Here is a 26,967-nt window from a genome sequence, read left to right on the forward strand (position 1 = left end):
CAACTCTTAGAAACAGGTAAGGACATTATTAACTCATCAAAAAAGGCTGTCAGACAGGAAAGTCTAACAGCCTTGTGCTTATTGGTTATTCTTTTTCCATCTCGATTAATAAATCACCAGTTGCTATTGCCTCACCTGCGACAACGTGAATCTCTTTTACAACTCCATTAAATGGTGCTTGGACTGTAGTTTCCATTTTCATCGCTTCTGTAATGAGTAGATGCTGACCTCTTTTTACTTTGCTACCTGTTGAAATGGCTACTTTTAAAACAGTACCTGGCATAGTTGCTCCAATATGACCCTCATTCGTCAAATCTGCCTTCGGTTTTGATAAATGACTAACTTCCACATTCATATCCTGAATAGAAATTTCACGTGGTTGACCATTTAATTCGAAGTAAATGATACGGTTTCCGTCATTGGTCGGCTCGCTAATGGACACAAGCTTGATGATTAACGTTTTTCCTACCTCGATTTCAACTTCGATTTCTTCCCCTAATCTCAATCCGTATAGGAATGTAGGTGTATCTAAAACCGAAACATCTCCAAAGTTTTTATCCATTTCACTATACTCTTCAAAAACCTTTGGATATAGCGTATACGCTAGAATCTCTTGACTTGTAACAGGACGTTCTAATTTGTGAAACAGCAATTCTTTAACTTCCTCGAAGTTCACGGGCTCCAGCAATTCCCCTGGACGCACTGTTATAGCTTCACGATCCTTTAGTATTACTTTTTGTAATTCCTTAGGAAAACCTCCATAAGGCTGTCCAATATACCCTTCGAAAAACTCTATAACAGAATCAGGGAAATCGATTGTCTTCCCTCTCGTAATGACTGAAACCTCATCTAAATTATTTTGTACCATGAATAGCGCCATATCCCCCACTACTTTAGAAGAAGGGGTAACTTTCACCACATCACCAAATAATAGATTTACGCGAGAATACATTTCTTTTACTTCTTCCCATCGTTCTCCAAGTCCTACAGCTTTTGCTTGTTGCTGAAGGTTACTATATTGTCCGCCTGGCATCTCATGAACATATATCTCCGTATGTGGACTCATCATACCACTTTCGAAATCTTGGTAATATTTCCGTACATCCTCCCAGTAATAAGAGATTTTTTCAAAAGCATCGATATTTCCTATTACCTCTCTATTAGAACCATTCAGTGCATAGCTTAAGCTACTCGCACTCGGTTGGGAAGTTAGACCGGCCATCGCACCTAAAGCAGTATCCACAATATCTACTCCGGCTTCTATTGCTTTTGCATATGTGAATACTCCGTTACCACTCGTATCATGCGTATGAAGATGGATAGGGATATCAACGGTGCTCTTTAATTCACTTACTAGACGATAGGCTGCCTCTGGTTTTAATAATCCAGCCATGTCTTTAATCGCTAAAATATGCGCCCCTGCTTTTTCTAACTCTTTCGCCATCTCTTTGTAGTATTGAACTGTATATTTGTCTCTACTGTCGTCTAAAATGTCCCCAGTGTAACATAATGCGGCTTCAGCGATTTTACCAGACTGTCTAGTTGCATCTATTGCAACTTCCATCCCTTTTATCCAGTTTAGACTATCAAAGATTCGGAAAACGTCTATACCCGCTTCTGCAGACTTTTGTATAAACTCTTTAATAACATTATCAGGATAATTTTTGTATCCTACTGCGTTGGCACCACGGAATAACATTTGGAATAATACATTCGGAATCATTTGTCTCATTTTTATCAATCGATCCCAAGGATTCTCTTTCAAGAATCGGTAAGCAACGTCAAAAGTTGCTCCTCCCCACATCTCATAAGAAAACAAATCATGCATTCCCTGTGCAGATTCCTTTGCGATACCGAACATGTCATGAGATCGGACCCGTGTTGCTAATAGAGATTGATGAGCATCTCGGAAAGTAGTGTCGGTTAACAACACACCCTGTTGCTCCTTCACCCATTTGATCACGCCATCTGCACCTTGTTGTTCTAAAATTTGCTTTGTCCCACTTGGAGGCGCTATGCTCAAATCAAAACTCGGTTTTCTAGTAGTACCAAAAATAGGTTTAGATTTTTTCTCGATACCTGGGAAACCATTGACCGTGACATTCCCTATATAATTCAATAATTTAGTACCACGGTCCTTGCGATTGGGGAACAAAAATAATTCAGGTGTAGAATCGATAAAACTCGTATTAAATTGGCCAGAAATAAAGCTTGGATGTTTTACAACATTTTCTAAAAACGGTATATTCGTTTTGATTCCTCTAATTCGGAACTCCTGCAAATTTCTGTCCATTTTGGCTGCTGCCTCTTTAAAGGACATACCCCATGTAGAAACTTTCACTAACAAAGAGTCATAGTAAGGAGTGATGATAGCCCCTTGGAAACCGTTCCCTGCGTCTAAGCGTACACCAAATCCACCACCCGAGCGGTACACCATTAATTTTCCAGTGTCAGGCATGAAATTATTTAATGGATCCTCCGTTGTTACACGTGATTGAATTGCGAATCCAAATAATGGCATGTTTTCCTGACTTGGAATTCCCATTTCTTCACTATTAAGAGCTAAACCATCTGCAATTTTAATCTGTGCATGAACAATATCTACACCTGTAATCATTTCTGTAATCGTATGCTCTACTTGAATGCGTGGATTTACTTCGATAAAAAAGAATTCATCCTCTGTTACTAAAAATTCTACTGTTCCTGCATTTATGTAAGAAACATTTTTCATTAATTGTACAGCCGCATCGCATATTTTGTCGCGCAATTCTGATTTTAATGAATTTGAAGGTGCTATTTCAACAACCTTTTGGTGTCTTCTTTGAATAGAACAATCCCGTTCATACAGATGGATTAAATTTCCTTGACTATCTCCAAGAATTTGTACTTCAATATGCTTAGGCTCGAAAATACAGCGTTCTACATACACTTCATCTGAACCAAAAGCAGCTTTCGCTTCTGATTTAGCACGTTCATAAGCACTTGCTAGCTCATCCTCCGATTGAACAACACGCATTCCACGACCGCCTCCACCTAATGCGGCTTTAATCATTAACGGATAGCCGTGAGCTTTCGCGAATTCACGTACTTCTTCCACCGTATCTAAAGGACCATCGCTTCCCGGGATAACTGGAATACCTGCTAGTACTGCTTGTTCACGAGCCTTCACTTTATCGCCAAACATATCTAAATGCTTAGAAGTAGGACCGATGAAAATAATCCCTTCCTCTTCACATCTTTTTGCAAAGTCTACATTTTCTGAAAGAAAGCCATATCCGGGGTGGATTGCATCCGCATTACTTTCTTTTGCGATTCGAATGATATCTTCAATATCTAAATAAGCATCAATTGGCTTCTTACCTTCTCCAACTAAATAGGATTCATCTGATTTAAACCGGTGAAATGAGCCACTGTCCTCTCTAGAATAGATGGCAACTGTACGAAGGTTTAACTCCGTACAAGCTCGAAAAATACGTATTGCAATTTCTCCTCTATTTGCAACTACAATCTTTTTAATCTTTTTCATCCAATTCGCCCCTTATTGTCTATTTTTTTCATGCTTCACGAACATCGATACATTCATCAATATCCCAAGTGCTGCTGATAAAATAATAATAGAAGTACCCCCATAGCTAATAAATGGGAGTGGTACCCCAGTCAGCGGGATAATTCCAAGCATACCTCCTAAATTGATAAAGGTTTGAAACCCTATAATACTGCCAATCCCCGCAGCAATCATTCGTGCTTGAGGATCTCTTGTCGCTAAAGCAATACTAATCGCTTTAAATACGATAAAGAACAATCCACATAAAACGATTAATACCCCAATAAGTCCAAGTTCTTCTGCTATGATAGCCATTATAAAATCAGTATGTGGCTCGGGCAAATATCCATACTTTTGGTTGGAATTCCCTAAACCTAAGCCTGTCAAACCACCTGATCCAATGGCAATATAACCATTTACAATTTGGTATCCATACCCTTGCTCGTAATCAAAAGGATTAAAAAATGCTTCCAATCTTCCTCTACGATGGGGAGTCAATAATACATCTTTCATCATATAGATGGCGAACAGACCCGCTACTATAACTATACCAATTAATCCGATTATTTTGGAAAATGATTTAAATTTAATTCCGCTAGCCGCAATTACCGAAATAGCTACGAAACTAATAATCATTGTATTACCAACATCTGTCTCCATCATAATAGACACAAAGACAAAAAATAGTACAAGTAATGGGGGGCCAACGGATTCATTTAATTTATCTAATGTACCGTTTTCAGATTTTTTTGCAAATATCCCTGCAAAATATAAAACAATTACTAGCTTTGCAATTTCGGATGGTTGGATGTTAAAACCTAAGTCAATCCAACTTTGCGAACCACTCTCTCCTCCTACACCTATAAAATGAACCGAAAATAAAAGTGTAAACATAACGAGGAGCATAAGTTTCATCATTGCTTTGTTTTTATAATGTTTATATGGAAAAAAGGCAGCCAGAAAGAATACTGGAATACAAAGCAATAAATTTGTTTTTTGCTTGTTAAAAAAATGATCAGGTTCCCAACCGTAATTCATCACTGCCCACCCCATACTTGCGCTATAAATCATGACCAAGCCAAAAAAGCATAAGGCTAAGTAAATAAACATTAATGGGTAATCGAAATTTCTTGCGTATCGTTTTAAATATGAAATCATGTATTATACCTCTATTTCTTAAGATAGAAAAAAAACTCAAACAGTGAGTTTGTTTGAGTTTTATAGTTATTTTTCTGTATGAATCTCATGCAAAACAGATAGTTCTTTTTCAAGAGAAGCGACAATCTCTTTTCCATCACTTTTCTCTAAAAGTCCAAGCTTTACCGCAAAATCTATTTCACGTGATAATCCAAACATTTGCGTGTCTAAAACCTCTTCATACAGAGGGCATTGAGGCATCGTTAAGTTATCCATTTGCACTTTTATAAGCTGTGCAATCTTTTCTGCATCTTTTTTCAAAAGCTCTAAAGCTTTTTCTTGATACGAAATTTGTATATTAGTATCCATGAGGACGCCCCCATTTTTATTATTTCTAATTATATATCTCCCTAAAGTGTATCTTTTGCACAGAAAAATTGCAAGTGTTCTATCATTTAACTTATGGAAATAGTTAAATATTCTTTAGAACTTTTCAATTTAAAGGTATACTAAGTAGGATTAGATAGTTTAGAGGAGGCAATTTTGTTGGAACTTATCATACCAGTTAAAGGTGCAGTTAAATTTAATATTACTTTAGACCCTACCGTTTGGATTTTCGATGATCGTAAAATCGATTTGGATGAGTTTTTTTCTGGTGAGTATGAGTACAAAGATGAGCTAGAGGAATATACAAAAGTCACATCGGCTCATTGGTCACGTGAAATTATCGAAGGATCTACAAACCCACCAACCTTACAAACAGAAAAAAAATATGAACGAAAAAAAGCACTAACAAGTACTTTCGGAATTGATATGAAACCATTTATCCTAAATGCTGAGCCATTGCCTAAAGCTACAAAGGTTGTAGTAGAAACAACAGAGGGCGAACATACAATTTCATTAGAAGAATTAGATAATCTATTATTAAAATTTAGTCATAAAGGTAAACCTCTTCGTGAGGATGGTCCTGTGCATATATTAAAAAAAGATGGCTCTAATATTAATGCTCCGATAAAATTTGTCACAGCATTCCGTGTAGAATAGGAGATGTATAGATGAAAGTACAATGCGCTATTTGCGATCGAATAGATGAGCTACCAGATGATTTACCGCTGGCTAAGAAGCTACGAAATCGCCCCATTCACACATATATGTGTCCAGAATGTCATGACCGTATTGAAGAAAGAACAAACCGACGTCTTGCAACTGGAAAGTTCATTTTCTATAAGAGTTCACGACTGATTGAAAATGAATTTTAAAGAGTTAATATATAAAAAACAGGTTTGAAAAGGACAAGTCCTTTTCAGACCTGTTTTTATCGTTTCGCAGGTCTTTTGACAGATGTTTTGCTAAATGATTACCGAGTGACGTCCGTCACAACCAACTAGCATCCCTTTTTCGGTAAGCTTATGACATTTGTCTATCGGTCGCCCTTTTACTACTCTTAAAGACAAGTAAGTGCGTTTTAGGATAACTATAGAAAAGAAGCTTTTTATTTATAAAGGAAGCTCTCGAAGATTATTCAATAGAGATTATAACAGGTTTTATTCACTAAAGATTCTTTGCCTAATCACATCATCTAAACAATATGCTGTGCTCTATCTAGTTAAGGAGTACGACTCACTTTATTGATTGGAGTGATAGGTTACAACTCCTTCGGTATGAGTGAGATAGATGTGACACCACATCGACGCGTAAACGACGGTGATGGTTCAAGCTCACCCCGCGGTGGTCACAAATGCCTTGCCACACGATGTGGAGCTCCTAGTCTTTGTTACCCCACCTGTAACGCAAATCAATAGAGTTATTTATTCATTCTTTCATGCATGAGAAAACCTGTTCAAAAAGAAAAAGCTCGGCTACATTTAAGTAGTCGAGCTTTGTCTTTTCTCAAGTCGTAAACGTATTTTATAAATGATTAGGATCAATGCTGCCACGATTAATCCTTCCACAACTGGGAGGAAAAATGCGAGGAAAGTCAACATCAAACAACCTACTAACAAGAATACATAAATAACGACATTTTGACTAAAACGCAATTTCTTTGCAAATCCAAGCTTGTACACAAGCACAGAAAGCAAGAAAATTAAAACAAATAGCACATAACCAGCTATATCGAAATTTGGCATAACCTCATAAATATATCTCGCTATACTAGACATTCTACCAAATACGAATTGCTTTTCCTCCAAGGTTATTCACCCTTTCAGTTTCTATTCAAGTTCTGCATTTTTCATTTTCTTCGTTACACGCTCACGCTCGCTCTTTTCAAGAATTTTTTTGCGTAAACGAATAGAAATAGGAGTTACTTCTAAATACTCATCGTCCCCTAAGAACTCAATTGCTTCTTCAAGTGTTAATATACGAGGTCTTTTAATTACGTTCGTTTGGTCTTTATTAGCTGAACGAATATTTGTTTTTTGTTTTGCTTTTGTAATATTTACAGTGATATCAGCATCACGATTATTTTCTCCGACGATCATACCTTCATAAATATCAGTACCTGGTTCAACGAATAAAGTACCACGGTCTTCAATACCCATCATACCGTAAGTTGTTGATTTACCAGTTTCCATAGAAACAAGCACACCTTGATGACGTCCACCAACACGACCAGAAACTACTGGTTGGTAGCTATCAAATGTATGGTTGATGATACCATAACCTTTAGTAATTGACATGAATTCAGTTGTATAACCAATTAGCCCACGAGCAGGAACCATAAAGATTAATCGAACTTGTCCACTACCATTGTTGACCATATCAATCATTTCACCTTTACGTGTACCCATAGATTCAATAATTGAACCTACACTATCTTCTGGTACATCGATTTGTACACGTTCGATTGGTTCACACTTTTTCCCATCAATTTCACGAATAATTACTTGAGGTTTTGATACTTGTAATTCAAAACCTTCACGACGCATATTTTCGATTAGAATCGACAAGTGAAGTTCTCCGCGACCTGAAACTGTCCATGCATCTGGAGAATCTGTATCTTCAACACGTAGAGATACGTCTGTTTCTAATTGAGAACGAAGACGCTCTTCAATTTTACTTGAAGTAATCCATTTTCCTTCACGACCAACGAAAGGTGAGTTGTTTGTCAAGAAAGTCATTTGTAATGTTGGCTCATCAATACGCAATGGAACTAAAGCTTCTTGATGCGTTGTAGGACAAACTGTTTCCCCTACGTTTATATCTTCCATACCAGAAACAGCGATTAAATCCCCAGCTTTTGCTGATTGAATTTCTTCACGTTTTAAACCAAAGAAACCAAATAATTTTGTTACACGGTAATTTTTCACAGTGCCATCAAGTTTCATCAATGAAATTTGTTGACCAACTGTAATTGTACCGCGGAATACGCGACCAATCCCAATACGACCTACATAGTCATTATAATCAAGTAATGCTACTTGGAATTGTAATGGCTCCTCTGAGTTGTCAATTGGTGCTGGAATTGCTGAAATAATCATTTCAAAAAGAGAAACCATGTTTTCTTCTTGTTTAGCAGGATCTTCATCTAAAGAAGCAGTACCATTTACCCCTGAAGCATAAACAACTGGGAATTCTAACTGGTCTTCATCTGCACCTAATTCTATGAATAATTCTAGAACTTCATCCACCACTTCTAGTGGACGAGCAGAATCTTTATCTACTTTGTTTACTACTACGATTGGCGTTAACTTCTGTTCTAATGCTTTTTTCAATACGAAACGCGTTTGAGGCATACAACCTTCATATGCATCGACAACTAGTAAAACACCATCAACCATTTTCAAGATACGTTCTACTTCACCACCGAAATCGGCATGTCCAGGTGTATCAAGAATATTAATACGTGTTCCATTGTAATCAACAGCTGTGTTCTTTGCTAATATTGTAATACCGCGTTCACGTTCTATATCACCAGAGTCCATTGCTCTTTCGTCTACATGTTCGTTTGAACGAAAAGTACCTGATTGTTTTAATAATTGGTCAACTAATGTCGTTTTCCCATGGTCAACGTGTGCTATAATTGCAATATTTCTTAAATCTTGACGTGTATTTGTCATATTTCCACTCCATATTCTTTTTTCGAGTCCATAACTGTGTTATTATATCACATGTAAAACTAAAGTAATATTATTTTTTATCATTTATTTTGGAGGTAATCATTTTGGGTAATATTAAATGGATTTTCGTCCTATATTCCATAGGTGCTATTTTATCTATGGCACTAATCGGAATTGCTGTTGCACTACGGAATATACCACTTATTTTTATATTCCTTATTTTATTGTTCATCATAATGGGTTTTGGTTTCAAGACAAAGAAAAAAATGCGCGACTCAGGTTTATTATAAATATCATCCAGCAGGCTTATCTTGCTGGATTTTATTTTAATTTTATATATTCTTTTAATAATTGTTCATGTAAGCCTGGTTTAGAAACGATAAAGCTATCAGCATCTAGTAAATCTAGATGTTCAAATGCTAAATTCGTTACAACTGCTCCTACCTCGTTTGCTAGTACCATTCCTCCAGCAACATCCCAAGGTGATAATCGCATAGACATATAGGCATCTAATCGCCCTGTCACTACATAAGAAATTTCAATTGCAGCCGACCCAAGTGATCTAGTACCTCTTACAGTTTTTAGTAAATTCACCATCCCTTCATGATGCACAGACTTATTTGGCACTACCCATCTTGCGTTTATCCCAATGACTGCCTCTTGAACAGTTGTCGGATGGAGCATTGGCAAGCGTTGGTCATTCAAATAGGCACCCCCATTTAAACTACCACTCAACAGAGTATCCTCCATCACATTATATATATACCCTAAAATTCCTATCCCATCTTTATATATACCTAGCGATATAGCAAAATTTTGTTTTTGATGAATGAAATTCGTTGTTCCATCTATTGGATCTAATAACCATACATAACCTGCTAAATCCTTTATATCATCGCCAAATCCTTCTTCTCCAAATATTCGATGCTCTGGAAAATCAGCTTTAATATGCTTAATAAAAAATTGTTCTGTCTCTTTATCAATATTAGTAACTAAATCATTTGCTTCAGACTTCGATTCAATGATGAGTTCGGAAGTCAAGGAGGCTTTAATATTATGTGCTGCTTCTTTTATTAACGACTTGGTGTATTTATCTATTTTGTATATATCCAATTTTTCCCACCCCTTCTTATTGCCTATTCTCTTAGTATAAAGAAAAAAACACCAGCTGTCTTTTCATTAGCAGGTGTTTTTCAAGGTACTCCTATAATTGGAACATTAATCGAGAGCATTGAGTTCCTCCAAAAGCTGGTGAATCTCAGCTAGTCGAGTTTTGGAAGCAGTTATTTCTTTATCATTGTTGCTCGTCATCGCATCATATAAAGTTGCTAGCTCATAGTCTAATTCCATTTTTAATGTGTGGATTTTTTCTTTCTCCATGTCTTCTTTTCGAATAATATGCACTACCTGTCTCATCACTACCACCCCTTCTGATTTTATATCGTAATATTCAGAACATTCTTTATAATAAAATATGCTACCATAAGAATAATGTCTACTGAAAAATACTACTTACAAGATTTTTACCCAAATTTCCTATAAAATAAACATAGAAGTTGAAAGGAGTTTACATATGAGCAAAACATTTTGGAAAGAAGAAGATTTTAATGTTTTTCAAATAGATGGACTTGAAAACAGAATGGATGCATTAATCGAAAAGGTTAGACCTAAATTTGAGGAATTAGGCAATCATTATAGCCATTATTTTTCTACATTACTTGGATCCGAATATTATCCACATGTAGCAAAACATGCAAGACGTTCTGTGAATCCCCCGAAAGATAGCTGGGTCGCATTTGCACCTTATAAAAGAGGATATAAAGCTTTACCACATTTCCAAATAGGATTATGGGGCAGCCATGCTTTCATCATATTGGCGGTAATCTATGAAGCACCAGATAAAGTAGCCATTGCGGAACGATTATTAAAGAAAAAAAGGTTATTTAACAAATTGCCTGCAGATTTTATTGTTTCCGGTGATCATATGAAACCAGAAGCATCCTTATTAAAAAAGGAAAAGAAAGAAGGTCTCGAGCAATTATTAGTGCGCTTAAAAGAAGTAAAAAAGGCGGAATTTTTAGTGGGTCGTCATATTAGTAAGGAAGAAGCAGTACTACTTTCCGAGGATGAGTTTTTAAAAATGGCGGAAGAAACATTTGATCATTTAATACCAATTTATAAAACGATGATTAAGATGAAATAAATTTTATCCTCCTATACCTATTCGGGGGGTATAGGAGGGTTTTCTTATCCCTTGATGATAGCACCGTCCGGTTGCTCTTTCATCTTTTTAATAATAGGGAAACTAACATAACCACTTTCTTTTTCAAATTCACGAAAATATGTTTTTTCTTCTGCAATAGAAGGCACTATTTCTTTAAATCTTCGGTATCTTTTCATTAGATCCTCACGTTTGATGCCATTTTCATATGCTTTTTCTATGGCTTCAAAAAATTGAACGACATCAACAATTTCTTCTGTTGACCAGTCTAATGAAAAAGGGTATGTGTATTCCATCTGTTACCACCTCCTATTATTTCCACTTATTTCGTATGTCCAAAGCTTGTTTTTCCATCCGATTGAACAGTTGTTGTACGGAAGGGATATCTTCGATTAAACCGACAGATTGGCCTGCCCATCCAAATCCATTTTGTTCATCACCTTCATAAATGAATTGCTTATTTGCCTCACCGCTAATGTAGTCCTTAAGAGCATCATATGTTGGATTCTCTTTTTCAATACTTAAAATTGTTTCTGTCCAACTATTTTTAATAGCTCTTGCTGGAGCTCCAATAGATTTCTTAATAACTACTGTGTCCATTTCTCCACTATTTATAAGTGAATTTTGATAGGCAACCGATGCATGCACACACTCTTTTGTAGCAATGAACCTTGTCCCCATTTCAATTCCTTCTGCTCCAAGTGCATGAGCAGCCATCCATCCACGACCATCAGCAATCCCACCAGAAGCGATAACCGGAATGGACACAGCATCGACCACTTGAGGGATAAGTACGATAGAACCTACATCATCTCTACCAAGATGTCCTCCACCTTCTTGTCCAACGACCATAACTGCATCTGCTCCCAGCTGTTCCGCCTTTTGAGCCTGTCGTTTAGCTGCAACTAACACTAGTTTTTTAGTCGATGTATTTGCTAGTTTGTCTAAGATTGGAGCTGGGTTCCCTCCAGTCATCGAAATTACTGGAACTTCTTCCTCGATTGCAATTTGTAGCATATGTTCATAAGGTCTACCTGTTTGACCAATTGCAAAATTCACTCCGAAAGGTTTATCCGTTAACTTCCGTACTTTATGTATTTCCTCTCTTAGCTGGTCTGGTGTTTTCAAGCTCATTGCTGTAACTTGCCCAAGTCCCCCAGCATTTGAGACTGCCGCACATAAATCAGAGTATGCTAAATAAGCTAGACCGCCTTGAATAATTGGAAGCTTTGTACCTAATAATTCTGTTACCCTAGTTCTAAAAGTCATTTTTTACTCCCTCCCTTATACCACTAGTGTAATAAAATTATACGATTGATACAAATTGCAATTATTTTAATAGTATTAATGAACATGAGATGCTATAATTTCTTTTGTTTTAAAAATTTTAACTAAAGGTGGTATGAACGTTGTCACAATTAGAAACTCCATTATTCGATGCATTACTTAAGCATCGTAATCGTCATCCAATCCAGTTTCATATTCCTGGGCATAAAAAAGGAAAAGGAATGGATCCTGCGTTTCGAGAGTTCGTTGGAGATAATGTACTTTCAATAGATTTGATCAATATCGCACCTTTAGACGATCTACATTCTCCTAAAGGGGTTATTAAACAAGCACAACAATTGGCAGCAGAAGCATTTGGAGCCGATGAAACATTTTTCTCTGTTCAAGGGACAAGCGGTGCTATTATGACTATGATACTTACAATCTGTGGACCTGGAGATAAGATTCTTGTTCCACGAAATGTTCATAAATCGATTATGTCTGCTATTGTCTTTGCAGGCGCAATACCAGTTTTTATCCATCCAGAGGTAGATAAAGAATTAGGAATCTCTCATGGTATTTCCGTAGAGTCAGTGGAAAAAGCTCTAGAGACTCATCCAGATGCAAAAGGATTATTAGTGATTAATCCTACTTATTTTGGTTTAGCTGCTGATCTTAAAAGAATTGTAGAGCTTTCACATGCAAAAGGAATTCCTGTTGTAGTAGATGAAGCACATGGCGTTCATATTCATTTTCATGATTCGCTTCCTATTTCTGCAATGCAAGCTGGTGCAGATATGGCTGCGACCTCTGTCCACAAATTAGGAGGATCGATGACACAAAGCTCTATACTTAATGTCAAAGAGGGTTTAGTTTCGACTAAACGTGTTCAGTCAATCTTGTCCATGCTAACGACAACTTCTACGTCTTATCCGTTGCTTGCATCATTGGATACTGCACGTCGTCAGTTAGCTATTCACGGAGAGGATTTAATCGGAGATGCTATTCGACTTGCAAAAGATACTCGCAAACGTATTAACGCAATTCCACATATTCGCTGTGTTGGGGAAGAAATATTACAAACGTCCGCTACGTTTGATATGGATCCAACTAAGCTATTAATAAGTGTTAAAGATTTAGGAATGACAGGATATGAGGCTGAAATTTGGTTAAGAGAAAAAGCAAATATAGAAGTAGAGCTTTCGGATTTGTATAATATCCTATGCCTAATAACGCTTGGAGATACTAAAAAAGAAGTTAATCTACTCGTTAATGCTCTATCAAGAATGGTAGCTGCTCACGAATCAGATGCTGTTGTCGTAGAGCCATCTGTTACACTTCCCGAAATTCCTGGACTTGCAATGTCACCTAGAGATGCTTTTTATGCAGCTACAGAGTCTATTAGGTTAAAAGAAGCAAGTGGACGTATATCTGCAGAATTCGTAATGGTTTATCCACCGGGTATTCCGATTTTTATTCCCGGGGAAATAATTACACAAGGTAATATTGATTATATTACAATGAATATCGAAGCAGGACTACCCGTGCAAGGACCAGAAGACGACACACTTGAAATGATTCAGGTCATAAAAGAACATCAGGCAATATTTTAATAACTAAAGAGGAACCCCTAAACAGGGGTTCCTCTTTGCATTCTTTAACAGAGAATATTAGATTAATAGCGCAAACAACGGGCAAACAAAGGATCCTAATATCGCACTTAAAGTCATCGATACAGATCCCATTGTCAACGTTTCCTCACCATATTCAGTAAGTTTGGAAACACCAATACCATGCGATGCACTACCAATAGATATCCCTCGACTTATCGCTTGGTCGATACGACAAACTCGGAAGATAATTGGTCCCAGTATAGCTCCTACAAGCCCCGCAAAAATAACGAACACAGCTGTTAATGTCGGAACCCCACCTACTGCCTCACTAATTGGGATAGCAACTGGTGTAGTAATGGATTTCGGTAATAATGATAATAAAACATGTTCCTCAAATGACAACAACCTAGAAAGTAAAGTGATGCTAACTAAACCGGAAAGAAGAGCACATAATACACTCAAAAAAATTGGAACCTTATATTTAATAATTTTCTCACGGTGAATATATAGAGGATAGGCCATACTAACAACAGCCGGTCCTAATAATTCATTGATCCACTTCCCACCCGACATATATGTATCATAAGGAATCTTATTCATAACTAATATGAGAACTAGCAATACCGTAGTAGAGAAAATAGGAATCAATAACGGGTATGTAAATCTTCTATAAACGAAAGTCATTAAATAAAAAAGAACAATTGTTCCGATTATCATCAGAAGTGCTATCATTCAACTTGCTCCTTTTCTAAAAGTTTTCTCTCTAGGTACTGGCAAAATTTACCTGAAACGATAATAGTTAGAATCGTGCTAATAACTATGGATAAAATAATTCCTATACCAACCCATGAGAAAATTTCTGGATACTCCATAATTCCAACTGTTGCGGGTACAAAAAACAAAGCGAGAAATGCCAATAAAAATCCAGCTCCATCTTTTATAAATTGAACCGGTATGATTTTAAAATACAAGCAAACAAAAAGTAATATTAAACCAACAATACTACCAGGAAATTGAAGAGAAAAGCTATCTACAACCCAAGAACCAATAAATGAAAATAAATATAATATAAATACTTGGAAAACAATTCGAATAAATTTAACCATACATGTCACCTCCGACAAACTCATAGATATATAGAGAATAATTTTACGCCTAATAAAACACACTGTCTATGTAAAAAAACACCTTTGAAATATTCCAAAGGTGTTTAGATTATTCAATTCCTTTAATCGTTGTTGGATCAATAAAATCGTAGTCTTTTGCACGGAATTCCTCTACCATACCTCGTAGAGCATCTGCAGTCCACTCACGATCATGCATTAATAAATTTGCACCATTCGTCAGATATTCAGTATTCACCATAATATTGGTTAAACTCGCTGCATCCATGTATTGTTTTTCCCAATCATATCCGTACGTCCAATTCATTAAAAGCATCCCTTCTTGCAGAACAAGGGACCTACTAAAATCAGTGTTAACTCCGAAAGGTGCACGGAAAAATTTAGGCTTTTCACCTATCACCGCTTCTACTGTTTCATTAACTTTCAAAATTTCATCCTTTTGCTGTTCTTCAGAGCTATCTTTTAAATTTACATGTGTTTGAGTATGATTTCCAATAGAAAATCCCATATCGTATATAGCCTTTAAATTAGCTTTTTCCTCATCCGTATCGATAAAATGTCCATTTACGAAGAAGATAGCCGGTGCACTTAACTCTTTCAATGTTTTTGCCATTTCTACTGCATATCGATCAGGCGCATCATCGATTGTCAGTAACACTGCTTTCGGATTTGCATCTTTAATCGGCTCGAGTGTCCAGTTTGCTTCGTTCAATTGGTATAGTGGTTCAGGCTCCTCCACAATAACTTCTTCCTCAACAACCTCTTCCACTTCTTCTATTACAGGCTCTTGTGATACTGGGGTTGTTTCTTCGGTTTCTTTTTCTACTTCTGGTTTTTCGTCTACATTGCTGCATGCAGAAAGTCCAAGTAGTATTATCGCTGACATTATCCAAGTAGTAAGTTTCAATCTAAACACCTGTCCCTTCCACTATATTTTAACAGGTGAAAGAGTTGGATAGTAGGGTATATTATTACTACTTTTATCCAAGGTGGATGGAATAAAATTACTATTCCAACTTGAGCATTGATTTTTCCAACTAAACTGACCAGAATTTCAACTAACCCCATTTTGAACATTAAAAATAGACTTGTCGCATAAGCGAACAAGTCTATTTTTGATTCTCAAAGGAGAATTATTTAGAAAGAATATGAATTGGATGACCCATAACTACTTCTGCAGCTTCCATTGCAATTTCACCTAAAGTTGGGTGAGCATGAATAGTCATTGCAATATCTTCTACAGTCATTCCTGCTTCGATAGCTAAACCTAATTCAGCGATCATATCTGAAGCACCTTGACCAACGATTTGAGCTCCAAGTAATAGACCATCTTCTTTACGAGAAACGAGTTTAACGAAACCATCAGTAGCATTTAGAGCAAGAGCACGACCGTTTGCACCGAATGGGAATTTCCCAGCAGCAACGTCATAACCTTGTTCTTTAGCTTGTGCTTCGTTTAGACCAACTGTAGCCATCTCTGGATCCGTAAAGCAAACAGCAGGAATTGCTAAGTAATCTACTACGGATGTTTGACCAGCAATTGCTTCTGCAGCTATTTTTCCTTCGTAAGATGCTTTATGTGCAAGTTGAGGACCTGCAACAATATCACCAATAGCATAAATATTAGAAATACTTGTACGACATTGTTTGTCTACTTCTAATAATCCGCGCTCTGCGAATTTAAGGCCAATTTCTTCTAGACCCATTTCATCTGTATTTGGACGACGGCCTACTGTAACTAAAACGTAATCAGCTTCGACTTTTTTCTCTTCTCCGCTAACTTCATAAGTAACTACTACGCCAGTGTCAGACTCTTCTACGCCTTTAGCAGATGCTTTAACTGCAATTTCAACGCCTTTTTTCTTCAAGCCTTTTTTAACAATCGTTGTCATTTGTTTTTCGAAGCCAGCTAGAATATCGTCGCCACCTTCAATAATAGTAACTTTTGAACCTAAGTTAGCAAATGCTGAACCTAGTTCAGTACCGATATAACCACCACCAATTACAACTAAGTTCTCTGGAATTTCAGATAAACTTAATGCACCAGTAGAGTTTAAAACACGTTTAGAGTATTTAAAAGTTGGAATTTCTACAGGACGAGATCCTGTTGCAATAATTGCATTTTTAAATGTATATGTTTGCGCAGATTTTTCATCCATTACACGAACAGTGTTAGCATCAACGAAATATGCTTCGCCCATAACTACTTCCACGTTGTTTCCTTTTAATAATCCAGAAACACCGCTAGTTAATTTTTTTACTACACTGTCTTTGAAAGCTTGTGATTTAGAGAAATCGATTGTTACATCTGTAGCTGTAATTCCCATATCATCAGCATGTTTTGCTTGTTCAAAACGGTGACCAACAGAGATTAATGCTTTTGAAGGAATACATCCCACGTTTAAGCAAACTCCTCCGATATGTTCTTTTTCCACAACTACAACTTTTTGTCCTGTTTGTGCTGCGCGAATAGCTGCAACATATCCACCAGGGCCTGAACCTATTACAAGTGTATCTGTTTCGATTGGGAAATCTCCTACTACCATTTTTTTACGCCTCCATTAATAATAGTTCTGGACTGCTTAACAAACGTTTCATATGATTCATCGCATGTTGTGCAGTCGCACCATCGATCATTCGATGATCAAAGCTCAATGATAATGCTAACACAGGTGCAGCCACAATTTCACTATTTTTTATTACAGGTTTCTCGGAAATTCGACCAATACCTAAAATAGCAACCTCTGGATGGTTGATAACTGGAGTAAACCATTGCCCACCAGCTGATCCAATATTACTGATAGAGCAAGAAGCTCCCTTCATTTCAGCAGCAGCTAGTTTACCATCACGTGCTTTTCCTGCAAGTGCATTGATTTCATCAGAGATAGCAAAAACAGACTTGCGATCAGCATTTTTGATAACTGGCACTAATAAACCTTTATCCGTATCAGCTGCAATACCTATATTAAAGTAATGTTTTTGGATTACTTCATTTGTTTCATCATCATAAGATGTGTTCAATGCAGGGAATTCTCTTAGTGTACTTACTAAAGCTTTAACTACATAAGGTAAATAAGTTAACTTGATATTCTTTTCTGCTGCAATTTCCTTGAATTTTTTACGATGTGCAACAAGTTCCGTTACATCCACTTCATCCATTAATGTAACATGAGGAGCTGTATGTTTGGAATTTACCATAGCTTTAGCAATTGCTTTACGCATCGGTGAAAGTTTTTCTCTCGTTTCTGGGAATTCACCTTCAAAAGTTACTGGTGCTGAAGCTTTTGGTGATTGCTCAACTTCCACATTTGTAGTTTCTACTTTTTCTTCATTAGCTGAAGTGCGATCTCCAGATAAGAATGCGTCAATATCTTCTTTTAACACGCGTCCATTTTTACCTGAACCAGTCACATTTGTAATATTCACTTCGTTTTCACGAGCAAATTTACGAACAGAAGGCATTGCAATTACTCTCACATCACCTTTTGGTTGCTCTTGAGTAGCTGGTTTTTCAGTTGCAGTATTTGTAGAATCTGCTTTTTTGTCTGGAGTTTCTACTTCTTCTTTTTCTACTGCTTGGCCGTCTTCAGCAGTTGCTTGAACTTGTGCTTCTGTCTTTTCCTCGTTACTATGATCGCCTTTAAATTGAAGGTCTTCATAACCAGGTGCATCAAGCTTAACAAGTACATCTCCAACTATTGCTACTGTTCCTTCACTTACAAGAACTTCCGTAACTTTCCCTTTTACAGGAGAAGGAATTTCCACAACCGCCTTATCATTTTGCACTTCACATAAAATATCGTCCTCTTGTACCTCATCGCCTGCTTTTACAAACCACTTAACGATTTCACCTTCATGTATACCCTCACCGATATCTGGTAATCGAAATTCAAATGACAATGTATTCACCCTTTCTATAACAGATTTTATATTAGAATGTTAAAACTTTTTTAGCTGTATTTACTATATCCTTAGAATTAGGTAACCAAACTGTTTCTGCTTGAGAGAATGGGAAAACAGTATCAGGAGCAGCTACTCGTAATACAGGAGCCTCTAAGCTTAAAATTGCACGCTCCGTAATTTCAGCCACAACGTTTGCAGCAATACCCGCTTGTTTTTGTGCTTCTTGGACAACCATTGCACGATTCGTTTTTTCAACAGATGCAATAATTGTTTCAATATCTAATGGTTGCACTGTACGTAAGTCGATTACTTCTACAGAATGTCCTTCTTTTTCGAGCTCTTCTGCAGCTTTTAAGCTTTCGTGTACCATTGCGCCATAGGAGATAATTGTTAAATCTGTTCCTTCACGTTTTACATCCGCTTTACCAAGAGGAATTGTATATTCTTCTTCAGGTACTTCGCCACGGAATGAACGATATAATTTCATATGTTCTAAATAAATTACTGGATCATTATCACGAATTGCAGAGATTAATAAACCTTTTGCATCGTATGGAGTGGAAGGAATAACAACTTTCACTCCAGGTGTTGAAGTCATTAAAAGCTCTAAACTATCTGCGTGCATTTCTGGTGTATGAACCCCACCACCGAATGGAGAACGGATAGTTACAGGTGCATTAAATGCTCCACCAGTACGGAAACGCATGCGAGCTAATTGACCAGCTATAGAATCCATTACTTCAAATACAAATCCAAAGAATTGAATTTCTGGAACAGGGCGGAACCCTTGTAATGATAGACCTACTGCAAGACCACCAATACCAGACTCTGCAAGTGGTGTATCAAACACACGATCTTCTCCGAATTCTTTTTGTAATCCTTCTGTTGCACGGAAAACTCCGCCGTTAACGCCAACGTCTTCGCCGAAGACTAGAACGTTTTCATCATTTTTAAGCTCTGTACGGAGTGCGTCCGTAATTGCTTGAATCATCGTCATTTGTGCCATCGGTTACTTCGACTCCTTCTCTGTGTAGTAAGCTAATTGCTCATCTAAGTTGTATGGATTTTCTTCATACATAATATTAATAAGGTCAGTTACTTTTTGTTTTGGTGCTGCATCTGCTTTTTTAACTGCTTCTTTAATTTCTTCTTTAGCTTTTTCAATTACTTCTGCTTCTTTTTCTTCATTCCAAATACCTTTTGTTTCTAGATACTTACGGAAACGTACTAATGGATCTTTCTTTTCCCATTCAGAATCAGTTTCTGAAGTACGGTAACGAGTCGGGTCATCTCCTGCCATTGTGTGTGGACCGTAACGGTAACATACAGTTTCAATCAGACTAGGCCCTTCTCCTTTAATCGCACGTTCTCTAGCATCTTTTGTAGCTGCATAAACAGCAAGTGGATCCATACCATCTACTACAAGACTCGGAATACCAGCAGCAATACCTTTTTGAGCTATTGTTTTTGCAGAAGTTTGTAATTCACGAGGTGTAGAAATAGCAAATTGATTGTTCTGAACGATAAACACTGCAGGTACACGGAAAGCCCCAGCAAAGTTAATACCTTCATAGAAATCTCCTTGTGATGATCCACCATCACCTGTATAAGTGATTGTAATCGCTTTTTTACCACGTTTTTGCATACCAAGAGCAACACCAGCTGCTTGTATAAACTGAGCACCAATAATGATTTGTGGCGGGAAAACATTTACACCTTCAGGAATTTGGTTCCCCATAAAATGCCCACGTGAGAATAGAAACGCTTGCCATAAAGGTAGACCATGCCAAACAATTTGTGGTACATCACGATAACCAGGTAGGATAAAATCTTCTTTTTCTAAAGCATACTGAGATGCTAACTGAGAAGCTTCTTGACCTGCTGTTGGAGCATAGAAACCTAAACGACCTTGTCTGTTTAAAGAAATAGAACGTTGATCTAAAATACGTGTATAAACCATACGGCTCATCAATTCTACTAATTCCTCATCTGATAGGTTAGGATTTGCTTGCTCGTTAACTATTTCCCCTTCTTCGTTTAAAATCTGAAACATTTCAAACTTTTCTTCAATTTCTTGAAGCGTTTTCATAGGGTCTAACTGCGCTGGTTTGTTTGCAGCCATTATTACATCTCTCCTTTTCTTCTGTATTAAGATTTTCTTTTAAATATAGTAGTACAACGATATTTCTCTTTTAGTATACTCAAGAATAAATTTGTGGTCAATCATATGAAATTAACGAATTTAATTGTCGAAACATTGAAATTCCTTCAATCTGTATTACTCGTAATTTATGTCTGTATTATATCAGTTTAGTATTATTATATAAAAAAGCAGCTCTAAGCAGAGCTGCTTTTTTATATTTCATCTTTCTGTAGTGAAGTTAAGACTTCATCCTTCACTTCATTTACCCTTTTAGTTGCCTCATTAAACTTTTGAACAGATTCTTGAACTAATTCATTATGTTTATTTACTACCTGAACTTGTTCTTGGATTGATGTAACTTCCGCTGTGTCATCCACTAACATATTGTATAAATCTTGTTGTTTTGTAGCTAACTCATTATAGTTATTCGTCAGTTCTTCATAAGCTGCAATACGCTCTTTCAAAGTAGTTTCCATTTGTTTTAAACTTTCTTTATCGGACGCTTCTTTTGTTTCTGAAATAAGTGTAGTAAGTTTACTAATCCCATCAGAAGTAGCTTTTAAAGAAGCCGCTTCCTTCTCAACTAATGCTAATCTAGCATCCAAAAGAGTTGCGGTATCTTCTACCATCGTAGTAAGTTCTTCTTTTTGATCCTTCGTAAGTTCCATCATTTGTTGAAAGTTTGCTTGTTCTTTTGTTTCTGTTTCAGCCAATTCTTTTTGTACATCTCTATAATCAGCTTCTAAATCATAAATTTCTGTCAAGATGTTTGATAGCTTTTCTTCTGTTGATTCTCCAAAATTACAGCCAGTAAGTAATAAAATACTGCTGAACATGATAATATATTTTCTAAGTTTCATCATGTAACCCCCTATACCCATTCAACTATAATTGTATTAGGCTCTAAATTCAACTGACCAAAAGGCTGTTTTTTGTTTAGTAAATAGTCAAATTTCGCTATAATAGATATATGAACATTGAAGGGACGATTAAAATGATTTTAATGAATGATATTGTCAGAGATGGACACCCATCTTTACGAAAAAAAACGGAGGAAATGACCTTCCCATTATCAGAGCAAGATTTAGCACTTGCAAGCGAACTATTAGAATATGTTATTAACAGTCAAGATGATGAATTAGTCGAGAAATATAAAATACGACCTGGAATTGGAATCGCCGCTCCACAGGTAAATGCGAACAAAAGAATGTTCGCGCTCCATTTGGAAGACGAAAACAATGAAGAAGTGAGCTTTGTAGCAGTCAACCCAAAAATAATTAGCCACTCTGTGGAAAAAACGTATATATCTGCTGGAGAAGGCTGTTTGTCTGTAGACGAAGTAATTGAAGGATATGTCCCAAGATACGCACGTATAACTGCAACAGGGTTTTACCCAGATGGTACTCCATTCAAAAAACGTTTAAAAGGATTACCCGCAATTGCTTTCCAGCATGAGCTAGATCATCTAAACGGCATTATGTTTTATGATCATATAAACAAAGAGAATCCTTATGCTCCTATTCCAGATTCAGTTCCATATGACCGAACTTAAAGTGATTACAAAACGCCAGCCCTACAATTGTAGAACTGGCGTTTTTTCTATATATTGCGCTTTCGTGTGTCGAACTTGCGATTTAAAACTTCAGATTTGCGATTTGCATTAATATAGCTGCTAACTTGCGATTTGAACTGGTTATATTGCGATTCCCAATACTGAACTTGCGATTTAAAACTTCAGATTTGCGATTTGCATTAATATAGCTGCTAGCTTGCGATTTGAACTGGTTATATTGCGATTCTCCAAACTGAACTTGCGATTCGAAAGGACCAACTTGCGATTTATAGCTTCAGATTTGCGATTTGCCTTAATACTTTATTGTTTAATATCTATGAGCCTTGGCATGGCAGATAATGCACCTGACTTAGTTGCGCATATTGCGCCTAGCTTATTGCCAAATGCGATATACCGAATCCAGTCTTCTTTAGTTGAAGGATGCCCTTCCAAATAAATTTTAGAGAGAATACCTGCTACAAAAGCATCTCCAGCTCCAGTTGTATCAATCGGAATCACTTTTTCTACAGGAACATGTACGACTTCCCCATTTATCACCGCATAAGTACCTTCCGAACCAACTGTTATAAGTAATGCCTCAATATTATATGGCTGCAAGGATTTAATTCCCTCTTCTATTGATGTCGTTTGCGTTAAAAACAAGAGCTCTTCCTCTGTTAACTTCAGTATATTGATAAACTCAAAAAAGGAAGAAATCGTTTTTCTACACAACTCTTCACTTTCCCAGCGCAACGGTCTAATATTGGCGTCAAATGAAGTAGTAACATTGGATTTTTTCATACTTTCTACAATTTTTCTTGTAGTTGCAAGAGCTGTTGGATGAAAAAGAGTTCCCGAGCAGAAATGAAATACGGAAGACTGCTGGATTGCCTCGCACTTTATAGAAGAGAAATCTACTTGGATATCAGGTGTCGAATTTACATAATGTGCGAAATGGCGTTCATTATTTTCCAATAGATGTACGTAAACTCCGCTTACCTCTTTTTCTGGTACTATTTGAGAAAATGATAAGTCCACACCTTCTGCAGTCAATTCATTTCGAACGAATTCAGACGTTTCATTTTCCCCTGTGACTGTGATAAATGACGTAGCTGCCCCAAGACGTGCCACACCTGCTGCAACATTAACGGTAGCCCCGCCTAAAAATTTTGTAAAACGATTATTGCTCTGATCTTCGGCAATATAATCGACAAATGCATCCCCATATATGAGGACATACTTTTTGGACATCTAGTAAACTCCTTTAGATTAAACTTAATTTCTTCATTGCGTTTGTTAATCCGTTCTCTGATACATGTTCGGTAACAAACGTAGCGTGTTCCCTTAACTCTTCAACACAGTTCCCCATTGCAACACTTGTCCCTGCGAATTGAAGCATTTCGATATCATTTAGACCATCTCCAAAAGCAATTGCATCTTCGGGTCCCCTGCCAATATGCTTCAATAACAAATCCATTCCTTTAGCTTTTGAAATGCCTTTCGGAAGTACATCACAGGAAACACGATGCCAGCGGACGAATTTTAAATTTGGAAATGCTTGTTCATATTCCTTTTGTTCTTCCAAGCTACAAAAAATCAGCGCTTGATGAATGTCATTTGTTAAAAAGAATCCTTCTGCATAACGGGGAAAGTTTATCTTCAGTGTAGATATACTTTCCAATACATCTTGATGATCCGGTAAACTCGAAACCATCTCATCACTATCCATGTAAACTATTGGTTGCTCTCTTTCATTCGCAAAATCCGTTAACTGTTTAAGCTCCTCTCTCTCAATAATTCCCTTATGTAGTATTTTCCCTTTAAACTGAACAATTTGCCCATTATAGCAAACAAAAGAATCTACCTTCAATCGATCTAACACAGATTGAGCAGTAAATGGAGACCGTCCAGTGGAAATGACAATTTCATGTCCATTATCCCTAGCTTTTTGAAGTGCTTCTTCTACACCTTCAGGAATATTTTTGTCGTGATCTAAAATAGTTCCATCAATATCAAAAAATAAAATTTTGTTTTTCATAAAAATTCCTCCATTTCAATATTCAAATTATTTGACTTTTCTGTCTAAATCCTTTACACACTTCTTCCTATGGTATATAATACTCTATAAGGAGTGAATAGCCATGTTGAAACGCCTGAAAAGGAAATTGTTGAGACGGCTCGGTGGAATGCTTAGAAACAAAACGATTGCTTAAAGTTAACTTCAATCTTGGATTGTAAGTTTAATCATTCAATCGTATACGGACAGTTAATCTCCCATTATAACTTAAGTTCTAGAATAAGACTCAAAACTGGTGAATTATACTATCCGTAAACGCATGTTAAATACTTTTGCCCTCTAAAATGGAGGGTTTTCTTTATTTTAAATAAGTGTCGTGATAATATAAAGAGAATTGATTTATTTTGAACGTGAAAAAGGAGAGTATAAAATGATTTATAAAGTTTATTATCAAGAGAATGCACTAGAAGTACCAGTCCGCGAAAACACACAAGTTTTATATGTAGAGGCTGAGAATGAGCGCGAAGTTCGTGCTCTTTTAGTAGACCGCAAATACAATATCGAACTAATCCAGCTACTTGAAGGTAATCATCTTGAGTACGAACAAGCTAGCGAAAATTACAAAGTAGAGAACATTTAATATATGAAATTTGTAAAAAATGACCAAACTGCAGTTTTCGCTCTTGGCGGACTAGGCGAAATCGGCAAAAATACGTACGGCGTACAATTTCAAGATGAGATTATTTTAATAGATGCTGGTATTAAGTTTCCAGAGGATGACTTACTAGGTATCGATTATGTAATTCCTGATTACACATATCTAGTAAAAAACGTTGATAAGATTAAAGGATTATTTATAACACATGGTCATGAAGATCATATCGGTGGTATTCCTTATCTATTGAAACAACTTAATGTACCAGTTTATGGTGGCAAGCTAGCGCTTGGGTTATTACGCAATAAATTAGAAGAACACGGGTTACTTCGTCAAACTAAGATGATTGTGATTGAAGAAGAAGATGTTATTAAATTTAGAAAAACTTCTGTAAGTTTCTATCGTACAACACATAGTATTCCCGATGCATTCGGAATCGTTGTAAAAACACCACCAGGTAATATAGTACATACTGGTGACTTTAAGTTCGACTTTACTCCTGTAGGTGAGCCTGCTAACTTAACTAAGATGGCAGAGATCGGTCGCGATGGAGTTTTATGTTTATTGTCAGATAGTACAAATGCGGAAATTCCTAACTTTACAATGTCTGAACGTAAAGTTGGAGAAAGCATGGATTCTATTTTCCGTAAAGTAGACGGACGTATAATCTTTGCTACTTTTGCTTCTAATATTCATAGACTTCAACAAGTTACGGATGCAGCTGTGTTACATGGTCGTAAAATTGCTGTATTTGGTCGAAGCATGGATAATGCAATGACAATTGGTCGTGAACTTGGCTATATTACTGCGCCAAAAGAAACGTTTGTAGATGCAAGCGCATTAAATCGTTTACCAGCAAATGAAGTTCTTATCCTTTGTACTGGTAGTCAAGGTGAACCAATGGCAGCCTTATCACGTATTGCCAACGGAACACACCGACAAATTCAAATTCAACCTGGCGATACTGTTGTATTTTCATCTTCTCCTATCCCAGGTAATAGAGCGAGTGTCAATCGTACGATTAACCTTTTATTCCGCGCTGGAGCAGAGGTAATACACGGTTCCTTAAATAACATCCATACTTCTGGACATGGGTCCCAGGAAGAGAATAAACTGATGCTTCGCCTAATGAAGCCAAAATTCTTTATGCCAATTCACGGTGAATATCGTATGTTGAAAATTCATACAGAGTTAGCTGTAGATTGTGACGTAGATCCGAATAATACATTTATCATGGAAAATGGAGAAGTCCTTGCATTAAGCGCCAATGAAGCACATGTTGCTGGTCGCATTCCTTCTGGTGATATATATATTGATGGAAGTGGAATTGGGGATATCGGTAATATTGTCCTACGTGATCGTCGCATCCTATCCGAAGAAGGTTTAGTCATTGTAGTAGTTAGTGCTGATATGGAAAAGAAAAAAATCGTATCAGGTCCCGATATTATTTCACGTGGTTTTGTCTATATGCGTGAGTCAGGAACAATGATTAATGAGGCACAACAAATGCTGAACAAGCATTTACGCTACACTATTCAAGGTAAAGATACTGAATGGTCCGAATTGAAAAATGAAATTACGGATGTGCTAAGTCCATATCTGTATGAAAAAACAAAAAGACGTCCAATGATTCTTCCTATCATTATGGAAGTTTAATCACAAAGAATTCCTTACCATTATCCTAATGTTAGATAATTATAACCTCAGAATCGATCGATTCTGAGGTTATTT

The 26,967-nt window shown here is 36.8% G+C and carries 27 protein-coding genes; 8 read left to right on the top strand and 19 right to left on the bottom strand.

Translation table 11 applies throughout. The annotated features are described in order from the left end of the window. Positions 1-85 precede the first annotated feature (85 nt). The 3 genes from pyc to ACIQX2_RS01400 all read right to left on the bottom strand — a co-directional run bounded on the left by pyc (position 86) and on the right by ACIQX2_RS01400 (position 5,050). On the bottom strand, positions 86-3,526 hold the full coding sequence (gene pyc, locus ACIQX2_RS01390; protein ID WP_402846170.1) for a pyruvate carboxylase: 3,441 nt from the start codon (positions 3,524-3,526) through the stop codon (positions 86-88). A 12-nt stretch (positions 3,527-3,538) separates the two neighbouring features. Further along, a complete protein-coding gene (locus ACIQX2_RS01395; RefSeq protein WP_402846173.1) occupies positions 3,539-4,702 on the bottom strand; it encodes an FtsW/RodA/SpoVE family cell cycle protein in 1,164 nt (387 codons plus the stop codon). Between the two features lie 66 nt (positions 4,703-4,768). Further along, positions 4,769-5,050 (bottom strand): Fpa/YlaN family protein, encoded by a 282-nt coding sequence (locus tag ACIQX2_RS01400; protein WP_093059855.1) that lies wholly within the window; start codon positions 5,048-5,050, stop codon positions 4,769-4,771. Positions 5,051-5,227: 177 nt separating this feature from the next. Here ACIQX2_RS01400 and ACIQX2_RS01405 point away from each other — a divergent pair, with 177 nt between their 5' ends. Continuing rightward, positions 5,228-5,725, top strand: a complete 498-nt coding sequence (locus ACIQX2_RS01405; protein WP_402846176.1) for a peptidyl-prolyl cis-trans isomerase — start codon at positions 5,228-5,230, stop codon at positions 5,723-5,725. 11 nt (positions 5,726-5,736) lie between these two features. Continuing rightward, positions 5,737-5,940, top strand: coding sequence for a YlaI family protein (locus tag ACIQX2_RS01410; protein ID WP_402846178.1), 204 nt, complete (start codon positions 5,737-5,739; stop codon positions 5,938-5,940). A gap of 606 nt (positions 5,941-6,546) precedes the next feature. Here ACIQX2_RS01410 and ACIQX2_RS01415 read toward each other — a convergent pair. Both ACIQX2_RS01415 and typA read right to left on the bottom strand, forming a co-directional pair. Next, the gene (locus tag ACIQX2_RS01415) at positions 6,547-6,873 is read right to left on the bottom strand and encodes a YlaH-like family protein (RefSeq protein WP_402846180.1); all 327 of its coding nucleotides are present in this window, start codon (positions 6,871-6,873) and stop codon (positions 6,547-6,549) included. Positions 6,874-6,894: 21 nt separating this feature from the next. Next, complete coding sequence (typA, locus tag ACIQX2_RS01420) at positions 6,895-8,742, bottom strand: translational GTPase TypA (RefSeq protein ID WP_402846182.1); 1,848 nt, start codon at positions 8,740-8,742, stop codon at positions 6,895-6,897. Between the two features lie 104 nt (positions 8,743-8,846). Between typA and ACIQX2_RS01425 the strand changes: the two genes are divergently transcribed. Further along, on the top strand, positions 8,847-9,032 hold the full coding sequence (locus tag ACIQX2_RS01425; protein WP_402846184.1) for a YlaF family protein: 186 nt from the start codon (positions 8,847-8,849) through the stop codon (positions 9,030-9,032). 31 nt (positions 9,033-9,063) lie between these two features. Here the strand turns inward: ACIQX2_RS01425 and ACIQX2_RS01430 are convergent, their stop codons facing one another. Both ACIQX2_RS01430 and ACIQX2_RS01435 read right to left on the bottom strand, forming a co-directional pair. Then, on the bottom strand, positions 9,064-9,855 hold the full coding sequence (locus tag ACIQX2_RS01430; RefSeq protein WP_402846186.1) for an inositol monophosphatase family protein: 792 nt from the start codon (positions 9,853-9,855) through the stop codon (positions 9,064-9,066). A gap of 105 nt (positions 9,856-9,960) precedes the next feature. Beyond that, positions 9,961-10,158: a hypothetical protein gene (locus ACIQX2_RS01435; RefSeq protein WP_093059843.1), complete on the bottom strand. Its 198-nt coding sequence runs from the start codon at positions 10,156-10,158 to the stop codon at positions 9,961-9,963. 157 nt (positions 10,159-10,315) lie between these two features. Between ACIQX2_RS01435 and ACIQX2_RS01440 the strand changes: the two genes are divergently transcribed. Further along, the gene (locus tag ACIQX2_RS01440) at positions 10,316-10,945 is read left to right on the top strand and encodes a YktB family protein (RefSeq protein ID WP_402846189.1); all 630 of its coding nucleotides are present in this window, start codon (positions 10,316-10,318) and stop codon (positions 10,943-10,945) included. A 44-nt stretch (positions 10,946-10,989) separates the two neighbouring features. Here ACIQX2_RS01440 and ACIQX2_RS01445 read toward each other — a convergent pair whose 3' ends face one another. Together ACIQX2_RS01445 and ACIQX2_RS01450 are read right to left on the bottom strand one after the other, a co-directional pair. Then, complete coding sequence (locus tag ACIQX2_RS01445) at positions 10,990-11,259, bottom strand: UPF0223 family protein (protein WP_402846192.1); 270 nt, start codon at positions 11,257-11,259, stop codon at positions 10,990-10,992. 16 nt (positions 11,260-11,275) lie between these two features. Further along, positions 11,276-12,232 carry an NAD(P)H-dependent flavin oxidoreductase gene (locus tag ACIQX2_RS01450; RefSeq protein WP_402846195.1) on the bottom strand — a complete coding sequence of 319 codons (957 nt, stop codon included), beginning with the start codon at positions 12,230-12,232 and terminating at the stop codon, positions 11,276-11,278. A 140-nt stretch (positions 12,233-12,372) separates the two neighbouring features. Here ACIQX2_RS01450 and ACIQX2_RS01455 point away from each other — a divergent pair, with 140 nt between their 5' ends. Continuing rightward, positions 12,373-13,842, top strand: coding sequence for an aminotransferase class I/II-fold pyridoxal phosphate-dependent enzyme (locus ACIQX2_RS01455; protein ID WP_402846197.1), 1,470 nt, complete (start codon positions 12,373-12,375; stop codon positions 13,840-13,842). A 57-nt stretch (positions 13,843-13,899) separates the two neighbouring features. Here the strand turns inward: ACIQX2_RS01455 and ACIQX2_RS01460 are convergent, their stop codons facing one another. The 8 genes from ACIQX2_RS01460 to ACIQX2_RS01495 form a co-directional block, all read right to left on the bottom strand. Beyond that, positions 13,900-14,574, bottom strand: a complete 675-nt coding sequence (locus ACIQX2_RS01460; RefSeq protein WP_402846199.1) for an LrgB family protein — start codon at positions 14,572-14,574, stop codon at positions 13,900-13,902. After that, positions 14,571-14,948, bottom strand: a complete 378-nt coding sequence (locus ACIQX2_RS01465) for a CidA/LrgA family protein (protein WP_402846201.1) — start codon at positions 14,946-14,948, stop codon at positions 14,571-14,573. The genes ACIQX2_RS01460 and ACIQX2_RS01465 overlap by 4 nt, the downstream gene beginning before the upstream one ends. A 109-nt stretch (positions 14,949-15,057) precedes the next feature. After that, positions 15,058-15,873, bottom strand: coding sequence for a polysaccharide deacetylase family protein (locus tag ACIQX2_RS01470; protein ID WP_402847472.1), 816 nt, complete (start codon positions 15,871-15,873; stop codon positions 15,058-15,060). 226 nt (positions 15,874-16,099) lie between these two features. Next, a complete protein-coding gene (gene lpdA, locus ACIQX2_RS01475; protein ID WP_402846204.1) occupies positions 16,100-17,512 on the bottom strand; it encodes a dihydrolipoyl dehydrogenase in 1,413 nt (470 codons plus the stop codon). 4 nt (positions 17,513-17,516) lie between these two features. Further along, the gene (locus ACIQX2_RS01480) at positions 17,517-18,866 is read right to left on the bottom strand and encodes a dihydrolipoamide acetyltransferase family protein (protein ID WP_402846206.1); all 1,350 of its coding nucleotides are present in this window, start codon (positions 18,864-18,866) and stop codon (positions 17,517-17,519) included. 31 nt (positions 18,867-18,897) lie between these two features. Next, positions 18,898-19,875 carry an alpha-ketoacid dehydrogenase subunit beta gene (locus tag ACIQX2_RS01485; protein WP_402846208.1) on the bottom strand — a complete coding sequence of 326 codons (978 nt, stop codon included), beginning with the start codon at positions 19,873-19,875 and terminating at the stop codon, positions 18,898-18,900. Positions 19,876-19,878: 3 nt separating this feature from the next. Further along, entirely contained in the window at positions 19,879-20,991 is a 1,113-nt protein-coding gene (gene pdhA, locus ACIQX2_RS01490; RefSeq protein WP_402846210.1) for a pyruvate dehydrogenase (acetyl-transferring) E1 component subunit alpha, read from the bottom strand. A gap of 233 nt (positions 20,992-21,224) precedes the next feature. Then, positions 21,225-21,872, bottom strand: coding sequence for a YkyA family protein (locus ACIQX2_RS01495; RefSeq protein WP_402846212.1), 648 nt, complete (start codon positions 21,870-21,872; stop codon positions 21,225-21,227). 134 nt (positions 21,873-22,006) lie between these two features. Here ACIQX2_RS01495 and def point away from each other — a divergent pair, with 134 nt between their 5' ends. Then, positions 22,007-22,564, top strand: a complete 558-nt coding sequence (gene def, locus ACIQX2_RS01500; RefSeq protein ID WP_402846214.1) for a peptide deformylase — start codon at positions 22,007-22,009, stop codon at positions 22,562-22,564. Positions 22,565-22,885: 321 nt separating this feature from the next. On the opposite strand, the gene ACIQX2_RS01505 is transcribed toward def, so the two are convergent. Continuing rightward, complete coding sequence (locus ACIQX2_RS01505) at positions 22,886-23,815, bottom strand: carbohydrate kinase family protein (RefSeq protein WP_402846216.1); 930 nt, start codon at positions 23,813-23,815, stop codon at positions 22,886-22,888. Positions 23,816-23,828: 13 nt separating this feature from the next. Further along, positions 23,829-24,602 (bottom strand): Cof-type HAD-IIB family hydrolase, encoded by a 774-nt coding sequence (locus ACIQX2_RS01510; protein ID WP_402846218.1) that lies wholly within the window; start codon positions 24,600-24,602, stop codon positions 23,829-23,831. A 409-nt stretch (positions 24,603-25,011) separates the two neighbouring features. On the opposite strand from ACIQX2_RS01510, the gene ACIQX2_RS01515 reads away from it, so the two are divergent. Then, positions 25,012-25,221, top strand: a complete 210-nt coding sequence (locus ACIQX2_RS01515) for a DNA-dependent RNA polymerase subunit epsilon (protein ID WP_093059811.1) — start codon at positions 25,012-25,014, stop codon at positions 25,219-25,221. 3 nt (positions 25,222-25,224) lie between these two features. Beyond that, positions 25,225-26,892, top strand: coding sequence for a ribonuclease J1 (rnjA, locus tag ACIQX2_RS01520; RefSeq protein WP_402846221.1), 1,668 nt, complete (start codon positions 25,225-25,227; stop codon positions 26,890-26,892). The last annotated feature ends 75 nt before the right edge of the window (positions 26,893-26,967 follow it).

This window comes from Psychrobacillus sp. NPDC096623 (assembly GCF_044762655.1).
Lineage (GTDB): Bacteria > Bacillota > Bacilli > Bacillales_A > Planococcaceae > Psychrobacillus.